The organism is uncultured Sphingomonas sp., assembly GCF_913777625.1.
Taxonomy (GTDB): Bacteria; Pseudomonadota; Alphaproteobacteria; order Sphingomonadales; family Sphingomonadaceae; genus Sphingomonas.
On the sequence record NZ_CAJYTI010000020.1, the window covers coordinates 64,742 to 86,727 of the forward strand.

At 66.9% G+C, this 21,986-nt stretch carries 14 protein-coding genes and 1 tRNA gene; 12 read left to right on the forward strand and 3 right to left on the reverse strand.

Going from position 1 to position 21,986, the window contains the following annotated elements:
* Positions 1-8 precede the first annotated feature (8 nt).
* Positions 9-3,020 (forward strand): TonB-dependent receptor, encoded by a 3,012-nt coding sequence (locus tag QZ814_RS10355; RefSeq protein ID WP_294331660.1) that lies wholly within the window; start codon positions 9-11, stop codon positions 3,018-3,020.
* A 154-nt stretch (positions 3,021-3,174) separates the two neighbouring features.
* A tRNA-Thr gene (locus tag QZ814_RS10360) sits at positions 3,175-3,250 on the forward strand.
* A gap of 48 nt (positions 3,251-3,298) precedes the next feature.
* On the opposite strand, the gene QZ814_RS10365 is transcribed toward QZ814_RS10360, so the two are convergent.
* Both QZ814_RS10365 and QZ814_RS10370 read right to left on the reverse strand, forming a co-directional pair.
* Complete coding sequence (locus QZ814_RS10365; protein ID WP_294331662.1) at positions 3,299-3,736, reverse strand: Lrp/AsnC family transcriptional regulator; 438 nt, start codon at positions 3,734-3,736, stop codon at positions 3,299-3,301.
* Positions 3,733-4,740, reverse strand: coding sequence for a cyanophycinase (locus QZ814_RS10370; protein WP_294331664.1), 1,008 nt, complete (start codon positions 4,738-4,740; stop codon positions 3,733-3,735). The genes QZ814_RS10365 and QZ814_RS10370 overlap by 4 nt, the downstream gene beginning before the upstream one ends.
* A gap of 161 nt (positions 4,741-4,901) precedes the next feature.
* Here QZ814_RS10370 and QZ814_RS10375 point away from each other — a divergent pair, with 161 nt between their 5' ends.
* The 5 genes from QZ814_RS10375 to QZ814_RS10395 all read left to right on the forward strand — a co-directional run bounded on the left by QZ814_RS10375 (position 4,902) and on the right by QZ814_RS10395 (position 11,111).
* Positions 4,902-7,652 (forward strand): TonB-dependent receptor, encoded by a 2,751-nt coding sequence (locus QZ814_RS10375; RefSeq protein WP_294331667.1) that lies wholly within the window; start codon positions 4,902-4,904, stop codon positions 7,650-7,652.
* Positions 7,652-8,953: a M20/M25/M40 family metallo-hydrolase gene (locus tag QZ814_RS10380; RefSeq protein ID WP_294332582.1), complete on the forward strand. Its 1,302-nt coding sequence runs from the start codon at positions 7,652-7,654 to the stop codon at positions 8,951-8,953. Before QZ814_RS10375 ends, QZ814_RS10380 begins: the two co-directional genes overlap by 1 nt.
* Before the next feature lie 148 nt (positions 8,954-9,101).
* The gene (locus QZ814_RS10385; RefSeq protein WP_294331668.1) at positions 9,102-9,374 is read left to right on the forward strand and encodes a helix-turn-helix transcriptional regulator; all 273 of its coding nucleotides are present in this window, start codon (positions 9,102-9,104) and stop codon (positions 9,372-9,374) included.
* The gene (locus QZ814_RS10390) at positions 9,371-10,015 is read left to right on the forward strand and encodes a hypothetical protein (protein ID WP_294331671.1); all 645 of its coding nucleotides are present in this window, start codon (positions 9,371-9,373) and stop codon (positions 10,013-10,015) included. Before QZ814_RS10385 ends, QZ814_RS10390 begins: the two co-directional genes overlap by 4 nt.
* A gap of 16 nt (positions 10,016-10,031) precedes the next feature.
* Positions 10,032-11,111 carry an acyltransferase gene (locus QZ814_RS10395; protein WP_294331672.1) on the forward strand — a complete coding sequence of 360 codons (1,080 nt, stop codon included), beginning with the start codon at positions 10,032-10,034 and terminating at the stop codon, positions 11,109-11,111.
* Between the two features lie 207 nt (positions 11,112-11,318).
* On the opposite strand, the gene QZ814_RS10400 is transcribed toward QZ814_RS10395, so the two are convergent.
* On the reverse strand, positions 11,319-14,567 hold the full coding sequence (locus QZ814_RS10400; protein ID WP_294331674.1) for a TonB-dependent receptor: 3,249 nt from the start codon (positions 14,565-14,567) through the stop codon (positions 11,319-11,321).
* 335 nt (positions 14,568-14,902) lie between these two features.
* On the opposite strand from QZ814_RS10400, the gene QZ814_RS10405 reads away from it, so the two are divergent.
* From QZ814_RS10405 to QZ814_RS10425, 5 genes are read left to right on the forward strand one after another with little or no spacing between them, the layout of a single operon-like run.
* Positions 14,903-16,417, forward strand: coding sequence for a tryptophan halogenase family protein (locus tag QZ814_RS10405; RefSeq protein WP_294331676.1), 1,515 nt, complete (start codon positions 14,903-14,905; stop codon positions 16,415-16,417).
* Positions 16,414-17,853: a tryptophan 7-halogenase gene (locus QZ814_RS10410; protein WP_294331677.1), complete on the forward strand. Its 1,440-nt coding sequence runs from the start codon at positions 16,414-16,416 to the stop codon at positions 17,851-17,853. Before QZ814_RS10405 ends, QZ814_RS10410 begins: the two co-directional genes overlap by 4 nt.
* Positions 17,840-19,429: a tryptophan halogenase family protein gene (locus QZ814_RS10415; protein WP_294331679.1), complete on the forward strand. Its 1,590-nt coding sequence runs from the start codon at positions 17,840-17,842 to the stop codon at positions 19,427-19,429. Before QZ814_RS10410 ends, QZ814_RS10415 begins: the two co-directional genes overlap by 14 nt.
* The gene (locus QZ814_RS10420; RefSeq protein WP_294331680.1) at positions 19,426-20,958 is read left to right on the forward strand and encodes a tryptophan halogenase family protein; all 1,533 of its coding nucleotides are present in this window, start codon (positions 19,426-19,428) and stop codon (positions 20,956-20,958) included. The genes QZ814_RS10415 and QZ814_RS10420 overlap by 4 nt, the downstream gene beginning before the upstream one ends.
* Positions 20,955-21,983 carry a cupin-like domain-containing protein gene (locus QZ814_RS10425; RefSeq protein WP_294331682.1) on the forward strand — a complete coding sequence of 343 codons (1,029 nt, stop codon included), beginning with the start codon at positions 20,955-20,957 and terminating at the stop codon, positions 21,981-21,983. Before QZ814_RS10420 ends, QZ814_RS10425 begins: the two co-directional genes overlap by 4 nt.
* Positions 21,984-21,986: the final 3 nt, after the last annotated feature.

A 21,986-nucleotide genomic window follows, 5' to 3' on the forward strand; every position in this document is an offset into this window, starting at 1 on the left:
GGATCTTCATGCGAACTATCGACAAGCTGCTGATAACAACCAGTTGCCTCGCCACGCTCCTCGCGGCGCCGGCGATGGCGCAGGACGTGACACCCGCCGACCAGAACGCGCCTTCCAGCGACACCATCGTCGTCACCGGCTCGCGCATCACCCGCCCGAACACCACGGCCGCCGCACCGATCACCTCGATCACGGCCGAAGCGATCAAGTTCCAGGCCGCGGTGAACATCGAGGATGTGCTGAACCGCCTCCCGCAGGTCGCGCCGGACAGCCAGCAGAACTATCAGGATTCGGACGGCCGCCAGCGCGTCAAGCTGCGCAACCTCGGCTTCGAGCGCACGCTGGTGCTCGTCGACGGCAAGCGTCTCGGCACGATGAACGGCGAAGACGTCGGCATGATCCCCACCGCGCTGCTCAAGCGGACCGATGTGCTCACCGGCGGCGCCTCGGCCGTCTACGGCTCGGACGCGGTCGCGGGCGTCGTCAATTTCGTCATGGACCGCGATTTCACCGGTATCCGGCTGGACAGCAACTATAATTTCTACGTCCACCAGAACACGCCGGGGCTGATCTCGCAGGTCGCGAAGAACTACAACTTCGCCCAGCCCGCGCACGGCCTTGCCGTCGATGGCGGTCGCGCCGACGTGGCGCTCACCGTCGGCAAGAAGCTGCTCGACGACCGCCTGCACCTCCAGGCCTATGTCAACTACCGTCAGGGCGATCTCGTCCCGTATGCGGCGCGCGAGACCTCGGGCTGCCAGCTCATCCAGTCGGTGAAGGACGGCCCGCTGTCCTGCAGCACCTCCACCTATACCAAGACCGGCTATGTCTCGCCGCGTTCGGGCCCGAACAACGGCAACGCCTATATCAACAATCCCGACGGCAGCCGGACCTTCGTCCCCTACTCCACCGCCGTGGCGATGAACCCGTATGACGGCTATTCCTTCCAGCGCGATTCGCATCGCTGGAACGCCGGCGGCTTCGCCCAGTTCGAGATTTCCGAAGCCGCGACGCTCTACACCGACGCGATGTGGTTCCGCGACAAGTCGGTCAACCTCTTCCCGGCGCGCGTGTTCAGCTACACCGCGATCAGCGACAGCCCGTACATCGTCAAGTGCAACAACCCGTTCATGTCCGCCAGCCAGTCGCAGACGATCTGCGGCAGCAACGCCGGCACCGGCACCGCCGTGCCGATCGAGCTGCGCTATCGCTTCTCGGGCGTGCCGGACCAGGAAGACACGTACATCAACCAGGGCACGCGCATCAGCAGCGGCATCCGCGGCAGCTTCGCCGAGGGGTGGAGCTATGACGTGGGCGGCGTCTATGCCCGCAACCGGCAGGACTTCACCACCGGCGCGCTCGACTATGCGCGGGTGAACAAGTCGCTCGACAGCGTGCTGGTCAACGGCAAGGCAACCTGCGCCTCGGGCACGGCCGATGGCTGCCTGCCCTTCGATCCGTTCAGCGCCAACTCGGCGACCAACAACCTGGCGCTCTACAACTATCTGACCAACGGCACCTACGGCCGCACGACCACGATCAACACGCTCTACCAGGGCATCGCGACCGTGCAGGGCGACCTGGGCAAGATGGGCATCAAGAGCCCCTGGGCCGAACAGGGCCTGGCGATCGCGTTCAGTGCCGAATATCGCGAGGACAAGCTGAAGAGCTATGCCGACGCGATCTACCGCGACCTCAACGGCGGCACCGACAACGCGCTCGGCCAGCATGTCTGGGAAGGCATGACCGAGCTGCAGGCGCCGATCGTCGAGCATAAGCCGTTCGCCGAGCTGCTGCAGTTCAACGGCGCGTTCCGCCTGTCGAAGTACAACACCAACCCGAAGACCTTCTCCACCTGGAAGACCGAACTGGTCTGGTCGCCGGTCAAGGACATCACGTTCCGTGGCTCGGTCAATCGTGCCCAGCGCGCACCGACGGTGGTGGAAGCCAGCCAGGGCGCGAACGTCAGCTATGGCCGGATCACGACGGCCTATAGCGACCCGTGCGCACCGACCCTGGTCAGCACGACGATCGATCCGAAGACGGGCCAGCAGGTTCCCGTGTACGGCGCCCCGCAGGCTTCGCGTGCGGCGTGCAAGGCGACGGGCCTTGCCGACAATCTCTACGGCAGCGCGACCCTGCTCTGCCCCACCGATGTCGGCTGCACCTATCGCAGCGGCGGCTTCACGGTGGATCCGGAAACGGCCTACACCAAGACCGTCGGCGTGGTCCTGCGTCCGCGCTTCCTGCCGGGCCTGACGTTGTCGGTCGACCGGTACCTGATCGATCTGAACAACTCGATCGGCTACAACGACTATAATTACTTCTCGACCGGCTGTGTGCAGACCGCCAGCGACTTCTTCTGCAAGGCGTTTGTGCGCAATGCGGACGGCACGCTGTACAGCACCCCGAACACCAACCCGACCACGGGGTTCATCCGCCAGGGCACGACGAACTACTACAAGTCCAAGGCGCATGGCTGGGACTTCCAGGCGCAATATGCCCTTCGCCTGGGCGACCGGATCGGCAAGCTCGACTTCGACTTCAACGGCTCGCTGTCGACGCTGCTCGGCGGCCAGGACTCGCCGATCCTGCCGACGAAGGACTGTTCGGAAGGCTATTTCGGCGACAATTGCGGCCAGTTCATCCCGCGCTGGTCGCACACGCTGCGCACCACCTACAGCACGCCGAACCAGAAGTTCCAGCTTTCGCTGAACTGGCGCTATATCGGCCCGCTGACCAACACCACCAACTCAGGCGACGCGGCCCTGGGCGGCACGGCGGCGAATGCCCGCACGACCTTCTACCGGATCGCGCCGTACAACTATTTCGATCTGGCGGCGAACTTCCGCGTGAACGAGATCTTCGCGTTCCGCATCTCGGCGAACAACATCCTCGACAAGGATCCGCCGATCCTCGCCAACTCGTACAACTATGGCCTGTCGCGCAACAACACGCTGTCGGCACGCTATGACTCGCTGGGTCGCCAGGTTGCGGTGGGCGCCACCGTCAAGTTCTGAACCCGCAGTAGTTCCCAAGCACCTGCGCCTGTCCACCTCGGTGGGCAGGCGTTTTTTTGTGGGCGCGACGGCCAGGTTTGTATGCCTTCCCGCTTGACCCGTGGCGGCAAACCGCTCAGATGCCCGTCAGCCCCGCTCAGCGGTACGCGCAAGGGCCGGTTTAGCTCAGCTGGTAGAGCAGCGGTTTTGTAAACCGAAGGTCGCGGGTTCGATTCCTGCAACCGGCACCACGGGAAGCCTCGCCATTTCCAATCGCGCCGCGGAGGCGGCGGCTTCGATCAGCGCTGCAGCTTGGTTGCGAGAATGACCGAGGAGGTCGTGCGCTCGACGCCTTCCATCGCCCCGATCGCATCGAGCAGGTCGTTCAACTGTCCTACGGTCTGGGCCTCCAGCATCGCGATCAGGTCATATTCCCCCGAAATCGCGTGGAGCGCCGCCACCGCGGGGATCATCGCAAGCTGGTCCTGCGTCGCGTGGGTCGCCTTGGGATAGACCTTGATCATCACGTGCGCGCGGATCAGGCTGCGATCGTAGCTGTCGCCCAGTCGCACGGTGTAGCCGGCGATCGTCCCCTGCCGCTCCAGCCGCTCGATGCTGCTGTACACCGCGGTCCGGGACACCCCGAGTAGATGCGCGAGTTCGGAGACATTGCGCCGCGCATCCGCCCGCAGCAGCGCCAGCAGCCGCTGGTCGATCTCTTCCCCGCGCGCCGTCATCCCGGCGTCGGCGCGTCGATCAGCCTGCCCGCCGCCACGCGCGCAACGCCCGTGAATGCCGGCCGCGTCACGCGCAGGGTATCGAGGTCGATCGCTCCATCCGGGCCGATGCCTGTGATCCGCACGCCGCTCCAGTCGAGCGGCTGTCCCGGCCGAAGCACCGCCGGGGCCTGGGGCTGCACGAGCCAGGCATGGCCGCCGGGGGGCGTATGGAGCCGCGCCGTTCCGTCCGCCTCGACGCACAGCGCCGCCCCCTCGTCGACTCCGAGCCCGACGGCGTGCGGATCCGCCTGCTGCGCCTTGGCGACGAATGCGATCAGCCGCCCCAGCCGGTCGCGCACGCTGAAATGGGTGTCGGTCACGACATGCGCCATCCGTGGCAGGTGAAGAAAGCCGGTGACCAGCGTCACCGCCGGACCGGCCGGATCGGCGAGCGCCGCGGCGCTGTCGATGCTGCCGCCGTCCATCGCGCCATAGGCAGTGCCGCCCAGGATCGCGAGCCCGGCGCTGGTGCCGCCCAGCGGGCGCCCGGCACGGACATGCGCATCCAGCGCATCGGCTACGGGGCTGTCCTTCCAGTAGCGGACGTAATTCGCCTGGTCGCCGCCGGCGAGGAAGATGCCGTCGGCACGACGCAGGATGGCAAGCACGCGCGGGTCGCTCGACGCGCTGCGATCGTGGAAGACGATGGTTTCGACCGACGCAACGCCACCGACCTGATGGTAGATCTCCTCGCCCGCCTGGCCCTCGCCCGATGCCCGCAGCACGACGATGCGGCCATGTCCCGCGCGCGCGGCGAACCAGCGAAACGCGGCATAGTCCCAGTCGCCGCCGCCCACCAGCATCAGCGCGGGCGCGGTGGCGGCGGTGCGCGTCGCCTGCGGATCGCCGACGACATAATAGCTATAGGCCGGGCCGGTGCGCGCAAGCGCGCGCGCGCCGCTTGCGCGCAACAGCGGCGGCAGCGCCAACGCGGCGGCGAGCAACGACCTCCGCCTCGTCATCCAGTGCAAATCGTGCCTCCAATGGTCTCGAATTGCATTTTTGTTATTCCAGTTTGACGATTTCGCGTATCAATATGTCACAATCTCTCGAGGGGGTCGAGTTCATGCGACAAGGGCGGACGGGTATTTTTCTGGCAGGGTGCAGCCTTTGGGCGCTCCCCATGGCGGCCCAGGCGCAGACGGTGCCGTCGGCAGCGCAGGACGAGCCGGCAAGCGCGGAAATCGTCGTGCTCGGCTCGCGCATCCCGCGCATCCAGAAGGAAGGCCCGGCGCCGGTAACGACGATCACCGCGGACGATATCCTGCGCAACGGCTATCAGAGCGTTCCCGACGTGCTGCGCGCGATCACCCAGAATGGCGGCGAGACGCAGAGTCAGCAAAGCTTCGCCGGTGCGGACTTCACCCCCGGCGCCCAGCAGGTCGACCTGCGCGGCCTCGGGCCGAACCACACGCTGGTGCTGGTGAACGGCCGCCGGATCGCCGACTTCCCGCTGCCCTTCAACGGCAACAGCAACTTCACCGACATCTCGAACATCCCCGTCGGCCTGATCGAGCGGATCGAGGTGCTGAGCGGCAGTGCCTCGGCCATCTACGGCTCGGACGCGATCTCGGGCGTGGTCAATTTCCAGCTCAAGTCGAAGCCCGACGGCACCCGGATCGACTATCGCTTCGGCGATACCGAACATGGCGGCGGAGCCTCGCACCGGCTGAGCGTCACCACCGGCTGGGAGACGGGCGGCTTCCACGGCGTCGTCGGCGTCGAGCTGCTCGACCAGCGGCCGCTCTGGCAATATCAGCGGCGCAACCAGGATTCGACCGCCGACGATCCCACCGGCCCGGCGCTCGCCCGGCGCACTTTCCTGCGCGCCGACGAATATCTCTATTACATCAATCCCGGCAAGGCGACGTGTGATGCGCTTTCCTCGCTCAACGGCGGCTCCACCTATTATGCCGCCCGCGCCGGCCGCGACACGATTGACGGCGACGGCTATTTCTGCGGCAGCAACAAGTCCGTCGCCTATGGCACGATGATCTCGGAGCGCCAGTCGATCAGCGGCTATGGCGCGCTCGGCTTCACGCTCAGCGACCGCGCCGAGCTGTTCCTCGACGTGCAGGCGAGCCGCTCGAGCCTCAAGCTGTTCCGCGACGTGCTGAGCTGGAACTATATCGCGCCGAACGGGAATGAGGAGGGCACCTTCTACAATCCCAACCACCTGACGGCGGACCAGACCTACAGCGGCGCCCAGCTCGACAACTGGACCCGCCAGTTCACGCCCGAGGAAATGGGCGGGCTCGACCAGGGGCTCACCCGCAACCGATCGACCAGCTACAACGTCACGCCGGGTATCAAGGGTCGGTTCGCGGACAGCTGGAGCTACGAGTTCAGCGTCAACCATGCCGAATACAGCGCGCGGGTGGCCTTCCCGCACGTCGTCATCTCCAAGGCGAACGACTTCTTCCTCGGGCCGCAGGTGGGGGTCGACCCGACCTCGGGCTATGCCGAGTTCGATGCCGATCCGGCGCGGCTCTACAAGCCCCTCACCCCCGCCGAATATCGCTCGATCACGGCAACATCGGTCTACAACCCGAAGAGCTGGGTGAACAACCTCGCCGCGACGGTGAGCAGTACCGATCTGTTCCGGCTGCCCGGCGGCAAGGCCGGGCTGGCAGTTTCGGCGGAAGCGGGCAACCAGGGCTATGACCTCAAGCCCGATCCACTGGCGCTGACCCAATATTATGTCGGCCTGATCGACTCCGACGGCCGGGGCACGCGCCGCCACTGGGGCCTGGGCGGCGAACTGCGCCTGCCTGCGCTGTCGTTCCTCGAGATCGACGCGGCCGGGCGCTACGACCACTACGCCTTTGCCGGCAACGGCTTCGGCCGCTTCACCTATAATCTCGGGGCGATCGTGCGGCCGACCAGCCGGCTGATGCTGCGCGCTGCCTATGGCACCGGCTTCCGCGCGCCGGACCTCAATTATGTGTTCCGCGGCCCGGGCAACACCCATCCCTCGGGCACCGACTATTATCTATGCCGCACCGACCCCGGCCAGCCGAGCGACATCACCAATTGCAGCTATGCCGACGAGGGCATCGTCTCGCGCCGAACCGGCAACCGTAAGCTGCGCCCGGAGACCTCGACCTCGATCAACGCCGGGGTGGTGTGGCAACCGTCACGGCATTTCGACGCCTCCGTCGATTATTTCCGCGTCGCGATGAAGAACCAGGTGCTCGACATGAACATCGACACGCTGCTGCGCGACGAGGCCGATTGCCGGATCGGCAAGACGGTGGCGGGCAGCACGGTCGACATCGCATCGCCGACCTGCGTCGACGCGCTTGCCCGGGTGCAGCGCTATGCCGGCGGCGCGCTCGACGGGCGGCTGCAAAGCGTATCGATCAATCCGATCAACGTCGCCGAGGAGACCACCGACGGCATCGACGTCGCCGCCCATGTGCGGATGCCGACGGCCCGCTTCGGCGAATTCGCGCTGAGCACCAGCTACACCTATGTGTTCACCCACAGCATTCGCCAGTATCCGGGGGACCCGGTGATCAGCAAACTCGCCTATGACAGCGGCTACGACATTCCGCGCGACAAGGGCACGGCCAGCCTCACCTGGGATCTGGGCAAGTTCTCCACCACCCTGACCGGCCAGCGGCTCGGCGAACTGCCCAACTATGCCGAGACCGGCCGGATCAAGGCCAGCTATCTGTTCAACCTCTCCGCCCAGTATAGCGTCACCGACCGCATCCGGCTGTCGGGCACGATCAACAATCTGTTCGACCAGGACCCGATCAAGGACCGCACCTACGGTTCCTATCCCTATTACGACATCTCGTGGTTCGACGGGGTCGGGCGCAGCTTCTATCTCCAGCTGACCTACAAGCTTGGCGGGGCGCGGCTGTGATCGTGCGGGGTCTGCTGGTTGGCGCGCTGGCGCTGGCGGCAACGCCGGCCGAAGCGCAACGCCTCTCCGCCCCCGAGGCCATGATCGCCCGGACGGTCGATGCGGAATATGAACGCTCGGTGTCGCTGCTCCAGCGGCTGGTCGATCAGAACAGCGGTACGCTCAACCTCGAAGGCGTGACCAAGGTTGGCGCGATGCTGCGCGCCGAGCTGGAACCGCTCGGCTTCACGGTGACATGGAAGCCGATGGCGGCCGCGCATCGCGCCGGCCATCTCATCGCCACGCATCGTGGCGAGCCCGGCGGCAAGCGGATCCTCTTGATCGGTCATCTTGACACCGTCTTCGAGCCGAGTTCGCCGTTCCAGACCTTCGTCCGCACCGGCGACAAGGCCGAAGGCCCCGGCGCCGGCGACGACAAGGGCGGCATGGTGGTGATCGTCGCCGCGCTGCGCGCGATGCAGGCCGCCGGCGCACTCAAGCGCGCGAACATCGAGATCGTGCTGACCGGCGACGAGGAAGATGCCGGCACCCCGCAGACGCTGTCCCGCGCCGACCTGATTGCCGCCGGCAAGCGTGCCGATGTGGCGCTCGATTTCGAGGGCCTGGTGATCGAGGACGGCCGCGACATGGGCTCGATTGCCCGCCGCTCGGTCACCGACTGGCGGATCACCGCGACCGGCAAGACCGGCCACAGCTCGCTGATTTTCACGCCCGCGTTCGGCGATGGCGCGGTCAACGAGCTGGTCCGGATCCTGGCGCGCTTCCGCGCGGAACTGCCCGAGCCCAACCTCACCTTCAACGCGGGGATCGTCGCCGGCGGCGCGCGTGCGCAGATCGACGACAGCGGCGTGGCCAGCGCCGCGGGCAAGACGAACATCATCCCTGCGACGGCAGTCGCCGCCGGCGACTTCCGCACGCTCAGCGTGGAGCAGACCGCGCGGGTGCGGGCAAAGATGGAAGCGATCGTCGCCGCCCACGCGCCGGGCACCGATGCGAAGATCGAATTCGGCGAAGGCTATCCTGCCATGGCTCCCACTCCCGGCAACCGAGCGCTGCTCGCGGCATTGAACGACGTCAACCGCGACCTCGGCCTCGCCGAAATGCCTCCGCTCGATCCACTGAAGCGCGGCGCCGGCGACATCTCGTTCGTCGCGCACGATGTCGACAGCCTGGCCGGGCTCGGCACCTACAGCACCGGCGATCATGCGCCGGGCGAGACGGTGGACCTCGCCAGCATCCGTCGGCAGGCCAAACGCGCTGCCCTCCTGATCACCCGGTTGAGCGCGCAACCGCGTCGCTGAGCCGCTTTGCTCAACCGGCAGACGGTGGGAAATCTCGCGCGGACGGCCGGGGATGGAAGATTTCGTCGGCACAGAAAGGCGGATTGCCAAATAACTCTACATATGTACGATTGCTGTCATGGTACGAGGTCGACACCCTTCGCCGCAGATGCTGACGCTGCTCGCCGCCCTGGTGGCGGAGGCGCCGGGCTGGATCCACGGCTATGGCCTGATGAACAGCACAGGCCTGAACTCGGGTGCGCTCTGTCCGGCCCTGATGGGCATGACCGAGCTCGGCCTGGTAGCGGCCGAATGGCGCGAACCGACCGCGCCGGGGCGGCCGCCGCGCCATGCCTATCGACTGACCGCAGCGGGGCTCGCGCTCGCACACGAAGCCGGGGCCGCATCCGCGCCCGTCGTCCCGGCAGGCGCATTCGCATGAGAGGGCTGCTGGCACGGAGCATCATGGCGGTGGCGATGGCAAGCCTCGGTCCGGATCGCCACGGATGGAAGCTCGCGATGGCAGCCGAATTCGACGAGGCGGTAGCAGACGGCCATGGCCTGTTCTTCGCCACCGGGTGCCTGGCGACAGCCTGGCGCGCGCTACCCGCCCATATCGAGGGGCGGCTGACCCTGGCGAGCTATACCTTCATCCTCGGGCTGATCCTGCCTGGGGCGGCGCTGCTGTCGTTCGGTATCCTTGCCGGCTACCCGTATGTGCACCCGCCGTACGCCGACATGATCGGCGCCTTCGCCAGGGGCGAAACCGTCGTACCGCGGGTAAATGCCGGCAACGCAGCCGCACTGCCGATGCTCTCCTTCCTCCTGATGCTCCGCATCGGCAGCGACACCCTCCTCGCGTGGTTCGCAGCCGAGCGGGACTGGCGCCGGGCGGCTGCCGCGCAGCGCCTGGGCGCGGCGGCCACGGTCACGCTGGCGCTGCTCGCCGGCCTCGTCGTGCTCGATGAAACCTGCGCGGTACTGCCGGCGGTGACCTTCGCGATTCAGGCGCTCGCCATCACCTTGCTGCGCCACTGGCATGGCGAGGCCCGAGAAGCCGAGACGACAAGGGGTTTCGCATGACGGGGGGAGGTCGGGCATGAAGGCGACGGCGCGTGCAAGGAAGGCCGCGACGCGCGGCGCGGACGCTGCCCCGCAGGTCTTCTACAACCTGCAGGCGCTGCGCGCCTTCGCTGCGGTCAATGTCGCCCTCTTCCACTTCGCGCTCATCCCGGCCGCATCGGTGCCGTGGCATTATGGCAGCTTCGGGGTCGACCTGTTCTTCGTCCTGAGTGGTTTCATCATCGCATGGAGCAGCAGCGACGACCACCGCCATTTCCTCGCGCACCGCGTGATCCGGGTGCTGCCGCCTTACTGGATCGTGACCTGCCTGCTGGGCCTGCTCGTGCTCCTCGCCATGCCCGCCGCCGCGGCGCTCGGCTGGATCGGCCGGTCGCTCCTGTTCCTGTACGGCGCGGACGGGCGTCCCCCGATCCTCTTCGTCGGCTGGACGCTGGTCTATGAGCTGGTGTTCTATCTCGTCTATGCGGCCGCGTTGCGCGCGGGCCCGGGCCGCGCACCGGCGGTCGCCATTATCGCCCTGTTCGCGCTGGCCTATGGGGGGCGACTGACCGGCATCACGGCACGCGACTGGCCGCTGCTGGCCGAGTTCGCGTTCGGTCTGGCGATTTTCCTGTGGGTGGACCGACGGGCCGTGCCGTCGCCCCGCGCCCTCTCCATGGCGCTGATAGTGGCGGGGACCGCCCTGCTCTATGCGTTCGAGCCCAGCCTCCATGGGCGGGAAGGTGCCGCCGCCGACCAGATGCGGGTGGTCGCGCTCGGCCTGCCCGCTGCCGCGGTCGTGCTGGGGCTCCTACAACTCGAGCGAACGGGCATCGCGGTGCGCAGCCGCTTCGTGCTCGCACTCGGTGCAGCATCCTACGCACTGTATCTCCTGCACCCGCTGGTATTTTCCTTCGTGCTGCCATTTCCGGCAGGACCGCTTGCGCTGCGGCTGGTCATTCTCACGATCCTGCTGGTGATCACCATCGGCGTGTCCCTGGGCTTCCACGCCTGGATCGAGGTGCCGTTGCTGCGGATCCTGCGGAAACGTCTGACCGGTGACGCGCCCGCATCGATCGAGGAGGAAGCCGCGCCCTTGGCTCGGAAGCCGTCGTGACAATGCCGCTTTTGGCCGTCCCTTTGCCGGCATGGCCTTGTTCACGCCTGGTCGCTGTAAACGGGCCCAGCTCGCGAGGGGCAGCGCCAGGGGTTGGCAGTTTTCGGGGAAGGGCGCGCCGGCCTCCGATCCGCGCATCTCCAACAGAAAAGGGCCCCGGCGCGAACGCCGGAGCCCTCTCTCCCCCCTGCCGGTGGCAGAAGCCGGTTAGAAACTGCCGCGCAGGATGATCGAATAGCGGCGGTCGTTCATGAAGTAGGAACGCGGCGCCAGCTTGTCCGGATCGCCGGTATAGGCCTGCGTCGTCTTGGTGACCTCGTTGAGCAGGTTCACGCCCTGCACGCCGATCTTCACGTCCTTGGTGACGTTGATGAACAGCGATGCGTCGAGCGTTCCCGTCGGCTCGTTGAAGATCGAGTAATAGGGGAAGATCACGTCCGAGGCGGTGAGCAGGAAGCGCGAGCGCCAGTTATACGCCGCACGCACCGAGATCGGTCCGCGCTCGTAGAAAATGGCGGCGTTGACGTTGTGCTTCGACAACTGCTCGAGCGGCAGGTTCCCCGGCTTGACCGTCGAGACGTTCGACGGCGAGCCCGTGTTGAGGAAGCTGTTCGGCAGCCCCTGGCTGTCGATGAACGTGTAGTTCGCCGAGATCCCCAGCCCCTTCAGCGCGCCCGGCAGGAAGTCGTAGGTCTGCTGGTACGCGATTTCGAAGCCCTTGATCTTGCCCGTGCCGTTATAGTTGGCCGGACCACGGACGAACACGTCCTTCGTCACACCATTGCTGGTGATCGACCGGTTGGTGATCTGCTGGTAGAAGAAATTGTCGATGCTCTTGTAGAAGCCGTTCAGCGTCAGCGAGCCCACCCGCGCGAAATACCATTCGAGGCTGGCGTCGAATTGCCAGGCCGTCGCCGGCTTGAGGTACGGGTTGCCTGCCGTCGCCGTCAGCTCGCCGCTGGTGCCCAGACCAATGGTCAGGAAGTTGCGGATGTACGAGTTTTCCGGACGCGTCAGCACCTTCGACGCGGCCAGGCGGATCAGCAGGTCGTTCGACAGGCCGAACTTCAGGTTGATGCTCGGCAGCAGATAGCTGTAGTGCGTCGTGGCAGCGTCGAACCGGGTAACACCCGCGCCCGCGAACTGCTGGAGCTGCGCATAACCCGACGCGCCCAGCGTACACACCCCACCCGGGACCTGCGGCAACGTACCAGCCGGCGCACCCGTCGGCACCGTCGCGGCGCAGCGTACGCTGTACGGATCGAGGATGTTCAACGCCTGCTGGCTAGGTACACCGATCGAGCCTTCCGAGCGGACATTGGTTTTCACCCAACGCAAGCCGACATTGCCCGAGAAACGGATATTGCCGAGGAACGTGTCCGACCCGAAGCTCGCCATGCCATAGGCGGCGCTATCGAGTTGGCTGACCGGCTGGATTTCCGACGGCAGATAGGAAGTGCCGGGCACGACGCCGCTGCGCGACGCGAGCGGCACCCAGCTCGGCGAGGCACCAAGGGCGGTCGCCTGGGCCTGGATCGACTGGAAGAACTTCACCGAGCCGGCATAGTCGTTGATCAGGTCGCCGCCATAATAATAGGCGCCCGGAGGGGCAGCGGTCTGGCCACGGAAGAAGTTCGGGAAGTCGTAGCGCACCATCTGGCTGGCCGGCGTGTCGGCGAAGTTGACCGGACGGTTACCAGACCAGGTTTCGCTCAACATGCCCCAGTTATAGGTTGAGTAGCGCACCGTCTGCGCACGATCCTGGTAGCGCGCGCCGAACTTCACGCGGCGCACGAAGGAATCGTCGTTGAACTTGTACTCGAGGTCACCCTGGAACGAATATTGCGTGCCGGTGCTGTCCTCGAGATGGTCCATCGCCGCCCGCCAGAACTGGAAGTGCGGATCGGTGAAATACTGGGACTCGGTGGCGGCGGCGAGCGGCGCGCTCGCCGAACCCGACCAGTTATAGGCCAGATACTGGGGCTTGTGCGGGATCACCGTCGGCAGGTTGCCGGAGATGTTGAGCTCCTGGTCGGCAAAGCTCGAGCCGAACACCGAGAAGTCGAGCTGCTGGCGGTGCGACTTGGCGACCTGCCCGTCGAGGGTGACGGTCAGGCGATCGGTCAGTTCGGAACGAAGCCGCAGGCTCCAGTCCTGGTTGAGCGTCTCTTCCTTCGACTGGCGACGCGCCAGCGACTGCTGCAGGCCGCCGATTGGCACGTAAGGCGAATTCGCGGGGTTGCCGCGCCAGGCGTTGCTGGTGTTGACGATATAGCCCGACTGGAAAAGGCCATCGCTGTCGTAGGTGAAGTCCTGAAACTTGCCGACCGGGCACTGCGCGCGCGACGTGGCATTGCCCGCCGAGTTTGCCGGGCCATCCGCATTCTGGAGACAGCCCTTCGGATAAGTGGTGTATTCGGCAAGGTCCGGTGCGGTTTCGAACGTGTACTCGCTCCACTCCTGCGTGGTGTGCGAGCGGACATATTCCGCGGTCAGCGTGGTGCGGTGGTCGATCGATTCGAACTGCGCCGCCAGCGACGCACCGTCGCGCTTGCGATCGAACAGCTGGGTACGGAACTGGCCGCCCACCGGGGCGACGCGCGAGGTTGCATAGTCGGCAAAGCCATCGGCACCGGCGGCACCGACGCTGCCGCAGGCCGCGCCCGAGGCCGGCAGCGTCCGCGTGTCGGACGAGCCCGGGAGCGGGTTGCGACAGACCAGGGTGCCGTTGGTGTTGGCAGCATTCACCAGCGTGTTGTCACGCGTCTGGTAGTTGGCGATCTGCAGGCCGTCCGAGCGGCTCTGGATCCGCGAATAGGCGCCGCTGGCGAGCAGGCCGAAGCGACCGATGCCGGTATCCCAGGTGTTCGAAATGAGCCCCGAGATCGTCGGCGTCCACTTCTTGCGCATGTCGCCATAATTGGCTTCGATGCTGCCCGCCGCGTGCAGGCCGGTGCGATCGAACGGCTTGCGGGTGTTGAGGTTGACCGTACCGGCAAGGCCGCCTTCGATCATTTCCGCAGTCGTGTTCTTGGCGACGATCACCGAGCCGAGCAGTTCGGACGGCACGTCGGCGAAGTTGAGCGCCTGGCCGCCCACGCCCGCCGCGAACGCGGTACGGCCGTTGAATTCCGAACGAACGAAGGTGAGGCCGCGCACCGCGACGCCCGAGCCCTCGACCGAGAAGTGATCCGGGTCGTTCGAACCCGCGAAGCGGTTGATCGACACGCCCGGCACGCGCTGGAGCGCTTCGGTCACCGAGCGATCCGGCAGCGACCCGATATCCTGCGAGGTGATCGCGTCGACAACGGTGTCGGAGTTCCGCTTGATGGACTGAGCGGTGGCAAGGCTGGCGCGGATGCCGGTGACGACGATCTGATCCTGCGTCGTCTGTGCCTGGGTCTGATCGGTCTGCGGATCTGCCGGAGCGGCGGTCTGCGCGTGTGCGACCCCCATCACGCCCGCTACGCAAAGCGCCGTGGCGGAGACACTCCGCAGAAACATTGTGGATTTCTGAAAACGATGCACCTTCGGCTGCGACATGCCGCGCACTCCTCCCCTTCCTCTATGCCCAGGCTGATCCCGAGGCTTCTGTCTTGAGTCGTATTAGAACCAAAACGCAGCATAATGACAATGCGAGCGCTAACAATGTTCCGTCTTTTCGCACCGCGTGTTGCAGCCATGCAACGTCCGGAAAAATGCGGGGGCTGGCCACCGCCCCAGCGAACAGGTTTGACAGTGGCCACTAGATTGCTGGAAACCTACCGGAAAAGAGACACGGGGGAGAGTCGATGGGGTTGCGTTCGACCCAGAAGGTGGTGATCGTCGGGGGCGGCACGTCCGGCTGGATGACGGCCGCGGCTCTGGCAAAGCTGCTCCCCGGCCGCTGCGCCCTCCATCTGGTGGAATCCGAAGCGATCGGCGTGATCGGTGTCGGCGAGGCGACGCTGCCCCATATTCGCGGCTTCGTGGAGAAGCTGGGCATCCGCGAAGCCGACTTCATGGCCTGGACGCGCGGTACGTTCAAATTGGGCATCGAATTCCGCGACTGGGGCAAGCTGGGCGACAGCTATATCCACCCCTTCGGCACCTTCGGCCGCGGCAAGGGCGAGGTGGATTTTCATCATTACTGGGCTCGGTTGCGTGCGCAGGGCGTGGAGGTGCCGCCGCTCGAGCAGTTCTCCTATGCCTGCATGCTGGCGCGCGCCAACCGCTTCGACCTGCCGGAAACGGATCCCGACGCGCTCGCCTCCACCTTCGGCTACGCCTATCAATTCGATGCGTTGCTGTTCGCGCCCTATCTCCGCGCGATCGCCGAGGGCCTGGGTGCCCGGCGCACCGAGGGCCGCGTCGTCGACGTGCTGCGCGACGGCGCGAGCGGCGACATCATCGCGGTCCGCCTCGATGATGGGCAGGTCATCGAAGGCGATCTGTTCATCGACTGCTCGGGCTTCTGCTCGCTCCTGCTCGGCGAAGCGCTGGCGGAGCCGTTCGAGGACTGGAACCACTGGCTCCCCGCCGATCGCGCCGTGGCGATGCCGTGCCGTACAGAGACCGCGATGACGCCCTACACCAGCGCCATCGCGATGCCGGCAGGCTGGCGCTGGCGGATCCCGCTGCAGCATCGCACGGGCAATGGCTATGTCTATGCCAGCGCCTTCACCTCGGACGACGACGCCGCGCGGGCATTGAAGCAAGCCGTGGAGGGCGCCGCCCTTGCCGATCCCCGCCCGCTCCGCTTTCGCGCCGGGCGGCGCCGGCGGAGCTGGGCGCATAACTGCGTGGCGATCGGGCTTGCCAGCGGCTTCCTCGAACCGCTGGAATCGACCAGCATCTATCTGGTGCAGCAGGCGATCACCGCGCTGATCGAGCTGTTCCCGGAGAAGCAGATCTCGCCGGTCGATCGCGACGAGTTCAATCGGCTGATCGACCTGGAATATGACCGCATCCGCGACTTCCTGATCCTCCATTATCACGCGACCAGCCGCACCGACACGGACTTCTGGAACTATGTCCGGACCATGCAGGTGCCGGACAGCCTCGCCGAGAAGATCGAGCTGTTCCGCCGCGCCGGCCGGGTGGTGAAGTATCGCGAGGGCGTGTTCCTCGATGCGAGCTGGATCGCGGTGTATGTCGGCCAGGGCATCGTGCCGGAGGGCTATGATCCGCGCGCCGACCAGCCGGACAGAGCGGTGCTGCTGCGCGGCATGCAGGCGTTGCAGGCGGAGATCGCCGCCACCGTCGCACGCGTGCCCGAGCATCTGCGCTACATCGATCGCTACTGCGCGATGGCGGCGGCGGCATGAGCGGACCACGCCGCGTTCTGGTAGTGGGCGGCGGCGTCACCGGCTGGTCGGCGGCGGCGGCACTCAAGCGGCGCGTGCCGATGCTCGACGTCGCCATCCTGCCGGTGGCGCCGCCGGCCGACGCTCTGGCGGACCGGGTCGCCAGCACCCTGCCCTCGATCCTCGGCTTCCACGACGATCTCGGCATCGGGATCGACGATGCCGTGCTGCGGACGGGCAGCGCCTATCGGCTCGGTACCCGCTTCCTTGGCTGGAGCGGCGACAGCGCGGACGCCGGCGACTACCTCCACGCCTATGGCCCGCACGGGCAGGCAATGGGCAGTGCGCCGTTCCACCTGCTCTGGGCCCGGGCGGCCGCGACGGGATCGGTCGCGCCGTTCCATGCCTTTTCCGCAGCGGCTGCGATGGCGGCGGCGGGACGCTTCATGCTCCCGCAGGCAGAGGGACCGTTTGCCGAGCACGGGTTCGGGCTGGTGCTCGACCTGCCGCGCTACACCGCGATGCTCGCCGCCTTTTGCCGCCATGTCGGCGTTCGCGTCGAGCAGGGCACGCTGGCGGGCACGATACCCGCTCCTGAGGGCGGCATCGCGGCGGTGGCGCGCGACGATGGCAGCACCCTTGTCGCGGACCTGTATCTGGATTGTACCGGCCCGGCGGCGCGGCTCCATGGCACCCTCGGTGCGGCGCGGGAGGACTGGCGGCGCTGGCTCCCCTGCGATCGCCTGCTCCTGTCGCCCGCAATGCCGGCCGAACTGTCCGCCGTCGAGACGGTGGAGGCTGAGGCCGCCGGATGGCAATGGCACGGCGCGCTGCAATCCGGCCGCGTCTTCACCTCGGCAGAACCGGCTGCGCAAGGCGAACCGATCGCGATCGATCCTGGCGCCACGCTCGAACCGTGGCGGCACAACGTCATTGCGATCGGCGATGCCGCGGTGTCGATCGAGCCGCTCGAATGGACCAACCTCCACCTCGCCCATAGCGCGATCGACCGGGTGATCACGATGCTGCCGGCAGGCGCCCCGCATCCGCTCGAACAGGCCGAATACAACCGCCAGAGCCTTGCCGAAGCCCGCCGCGCGCGCGATTTCGTGCTGCTCCACTATGTAACCAGCCGCCGCAAGGGCGCCTTCTGGCAGGATATCGCCAGCACCGAACCGCCGGAGTCGCTCGCGCGCACCCTCCGCCTGTTCCGCGAGCGGGGCCGGCTGCCCTTCTACGAGGAAGAGACGTTCGACCGCGACAGCTGGCTCGCCGTGCTGTTCGGCCAGGGCGTGCGCCCGCGGCGGATCGATCCGCTCGCCGACGCGGTACCGCCGGCCGAGGCCGAGCATGCCATGCACGCCATCCGCGCGCGCCTTGCCCAGGCGATCGCGCCCCTGCCCACCCCGGCCGTGTTCCGCGCCGCCCAGTTGAGACAGTTGCATGAACGAGCATAGCATCCGCGAAGTCGTGATCGTCGGCGGCGGCACCGCCGGCTGGATGGCGGCGGCGGCCTTTTCCCGCTTCCTCAACAACGGCTATACCCGCGTCACCGTGGTCGAGTCCGACGAGATCGGCACGGTCGGCGTCGGCGAGGCGACGATCCCGCCGATCCTCACCTTCAATGCGATGATCGGCCTCGACGAGAACAGCTTCCTCGCCGAGACCAAGGGCACGTTCAAGCTGGGCATCGAGTTCCGCAACTGGGGGCGGCTGAACGACAGCTATTTCCACCCCTTCGGCGCCTTTGCCCAGGATCTGCAGGGCGTGCATTTCCACCAGCTCTACCTGCGCGAGCGGGCACGCCGGCCGATGCCGGACATCACCGCCTGGTCGATGAGCGGCGTCGCCGCCTCGCTGGGCAAGTTCGGCCGCCCCTCGCCCACCGCGCAGACGCCGGTGCGCGAGCTTACCTATGCCTTCCATTTCGATGCCGGGCTCTATGCGCAACTGCTCCGCCGCCTGTCCGAAGCGCGTGGCATCCAGCGGATAGAGGGGCGGATCACCGACGTGACGCTGCGGCCCGAGGACGGCTTCGTCCAGTCGGTGACGCTCGCCGACGGGCGGACGATCCAGGGCGACCTGTTCATCGACTGCTCGGGCTTTCGCGGTCTGCTGATCGAAGAGGCATTGCAGACCGGCTATGAGGATTGGCGCCACTGGCTGCCCTGCGACCGCGCCGTCGCCGCGCCTTGCGCCAATGTCCGCGAACCCACGCCCTATACCCGCGCCACCGCGCGCGACGCCGGCTGGCAATGGCGGATCCCGCTCCAGCACCGCGTCGGCAACGGCCTGGTCTATTGCAGCGAGTTTCTCGACGACGACACCGCCGAGGCGCAGTTGCTCGCCTCGCTGGAGGGCTCGCCCACCGCCGATCCGCGCCGCATCCGCTTCGTCACCGGGCGCAGGCGCGAGATGTGGCGGAAGAACGTGGTCGCGCTCGGCCTGTCGAGCGGGTTCATCGAGCCGCTGGAATCGACCAGCATCCACTTCATCCAGAGCGGCATCGCCCGGCTGATCGCGCTGTTCCCGGACAAGCGCTTCGCCGAAATCGAGCGCGACGAGTATAACCGCCAGATGCGCGACATGTACGACGATGTCCGCGACTTCATCGTGCTCCACTACAAGGCGACCGAGCGCACCGACACGCCGTTCTGGAACCGCTGCCGGACGATGGACATCCCCGACAGCCTCGCCCGCAAGCTCGAGCTGTTCCGCACCAAGGGCCGGCTGTTCCGCGAAGGCATGGAGCTGTTCTCCAATCCCAGCTGGATCGCGGTCTGCCTCGGCCAGCATATCGTCCCTGAAGAGCATGAGCCCTCGGCCGACGCGCTCGACGAGAATCTGGTCGCGCAGGCGCTGGAGCAGATGCGTCAGGGCTATTGGGAAACCGCGCAGCACATGCCGACGCACGGCGAGTTCCTCGCCCGCATCGCGCCGCAGCCCAAGCCCGCGGCTGCCCCTCCGCATGCGCTTCCCACCTTCTCCTTCACCGAGGAATCGCCCTTCGCCGTGCCGGGATCGCCGGTGTGAGGGATGATCTGGTCCGCCGGATCGTGATCGTCGGCGGCGGCACCGCCGGCTGGATGGCCGCCGCAGCGCTTGCCCGGCTGCTGGGCCGGATGCCGGGGCTCTCGATCGACCTGGTCGAGTCCGACGCGATCGGCACGGTCGGAGTCGGCGAGGCGACGATCCCGCACATCGTGCTGTTCAACCAGATGGTCGGCATCGACGAGGCGGCGTTCGTCCGCGAGACCAACGCGACGTACAAGCTCGGCATCGAGTTCGTCGACTGGCGCCGGATCGGCACGCGCTATGTCCACCCGTTCGGCGTCTATGGCCTCGACATGCTCGGGGTGGAGTTTCACCATTTCTGGCTCAAGGCGCGGGCGCTGGGCGACACCACCCCGCTCGATGCCTATTCGATCGGCATCACGGCCGGCAAGCGGGGCCGCTTCGCCCATCCGCGCCCCGACCAGCCCAATTCACCGCTGGCGAAGCTGGGCTATGCCTTCCAGTTCGACGCCGGCCTCTATGCCGCCTTTCTTCGTCGGCTGGCCGAGGGTCTGGGCGTGCACCGCACCGAGGGGCGGATCACGCAGGTCCTGCAAGAGGGCGAGGACGGCCATGTCCGCGCCGTGCGGCTGGAGTCCGGCGCCGAGATCGAAGGCGATCTGTTCCTCGACTGCTCCGGATTTCAGGGCCTGCTGATCGAAGGCGCGATGGGCGCGACGTTCAACGACTGGAGCCACTGGCTGCCCTGCGACCGCGCCGTCGCCGTGCCCTGCGCGCTCGGCGGCGATCGCGTGCCGCTCACCCGCGCCACCGCGCGCGCTGCCGGCTGGCAATGGCGCATCCCGCTCCAGCACCGCATCGGCAACGGCTATGTCTATGCCAGCGACTATCTCTCCGAAGACGAGGCGATCGCGACGCTGCTCGCCCATCTCGACGGGCCGGCGCTGGCCGAACCCCGCCCGCTCCGCTTCCGCGCCGGGCACCGCGATCGCGCCTGGATCGGCAATGTCGTGGCGCTGGGGCTGGCCGGCGGCTTTCTCGAGCCGCTCGAATCGACCAGCATCCATTTGATCCAGTCCGGCATAGCCCGGCTGATGGCGCTGTTCCCGACGCGCGGCTTCGACGCGGTGGAGATCGACCGCTTCAATTGCGACACCGCGCAGGAATATGTCGATATCCGCGACTTCCTGATCCTCCACTACAAGGCCACCGAGCGCGACGATTCCGCCTTCTGGCGCCGCTGCCGCGACCTCGACCCGCCCGAGGGGCTGCGCGAAAAGCTCGCCATGTTCGGGCGCAACGGCCGCATCTTCCGGAAACAGGAAGAGCTGTTTCCCGAGGCGAGCTGGCTGGCGGTGATGAACGGCCAGGGCGTGGTGCCGCAGGGCTATCATCCGGTCGCCGATCTGCTATCCGATGCCGAGACGCTAGAGCGCCTCAAGCACATCGCCCAAGTGATTGACGAAACGGCTGACGCCATGCCCCTTCAGGACGACTATCTCCGCCAGATCGGCTGCGCCCAGCCCCCGCTGCGGCAGGCGTCGTGACGTCCCTCCCCGCGCCGCGCCCGGTGCGCGAACTGGGGCCGATCGACCGCGCCCGCTTCCACACCGAGATCCGCCCGGCCGGCCAGCCGGTCGTCTTCCGCGGGCTGGCCGCAGACTGGCCCGCGGTACGCGCCAGCCGCGAGGGCGATGCGGCGGCCGTCGCCTATCTGCGCCGCTTCGCGCATGATCAGCCGGTCAACGCCATTGTCGGCGATCCGGCGATCCAGGGGCGCTTCTTCTACAACGAAGACATGAGCGGCCTCAATTTCCTGCGCGGCACCTCGCCGCTCGGGCCGTTCCTCGACCGGCTGCTGCGCGAGCACGAGCGCCCCACCGGCTATGCCATGGCGGTGCAGTCGATCCCCGCGCCCGAGCTGCTGCCCGGCTTTGTCGAGGAGAATGCGCTAGACTGGATCGAGGGCGTGCCGCCGCGGCTATGGCTGGGCAATGCCATCAAGGTCGCGACGCATTACGACCAGATGGAGAATGTCGGCATCGTCGTCACCGGGCGACGACGCTTCACCCTGTTCCCGCCCGAGCAGGTGGGCAATCTCTATATGGGCCCGATCGAGCTGACGCCGGCCGGCACGCCGATCAGCCTGGTCGATCCCGCCGCACCCGATCTCGCCCGCTTCCCCCGCTATGCCGAGGCGGCCGTGCATGCCCAGGTGGCGGAACTCGCGCCGGGCGACGCGCTCTACATCCCGTTCCACTGGTGGCACGCGGTGGAGTCGCTGGAGGCGGTGAACTTGTTCGCCAATTACTGGTGGAACCCGGCGCGCAAGGACGTGCTCGGCGCGCAGGATGCCTTGCTCCACGCCCTGTTCTCGATCCGCGCTTTGCCTGCCGATCAGCGCGCCGCCTGGCGGGCGATGTTCGACCACCTCGTCTTTCAAACCAACGGCCCGCCCGTCGAGCATCTCCCCCCGCCCGCCCGCGGCGTGCTCGGCGACCCGACTCCCGATCAGGTCCAGATGGCCCGCAAGATGCTGCGGATCGCGCTCGACGCGCGGCGCCCGGGCTAAGGC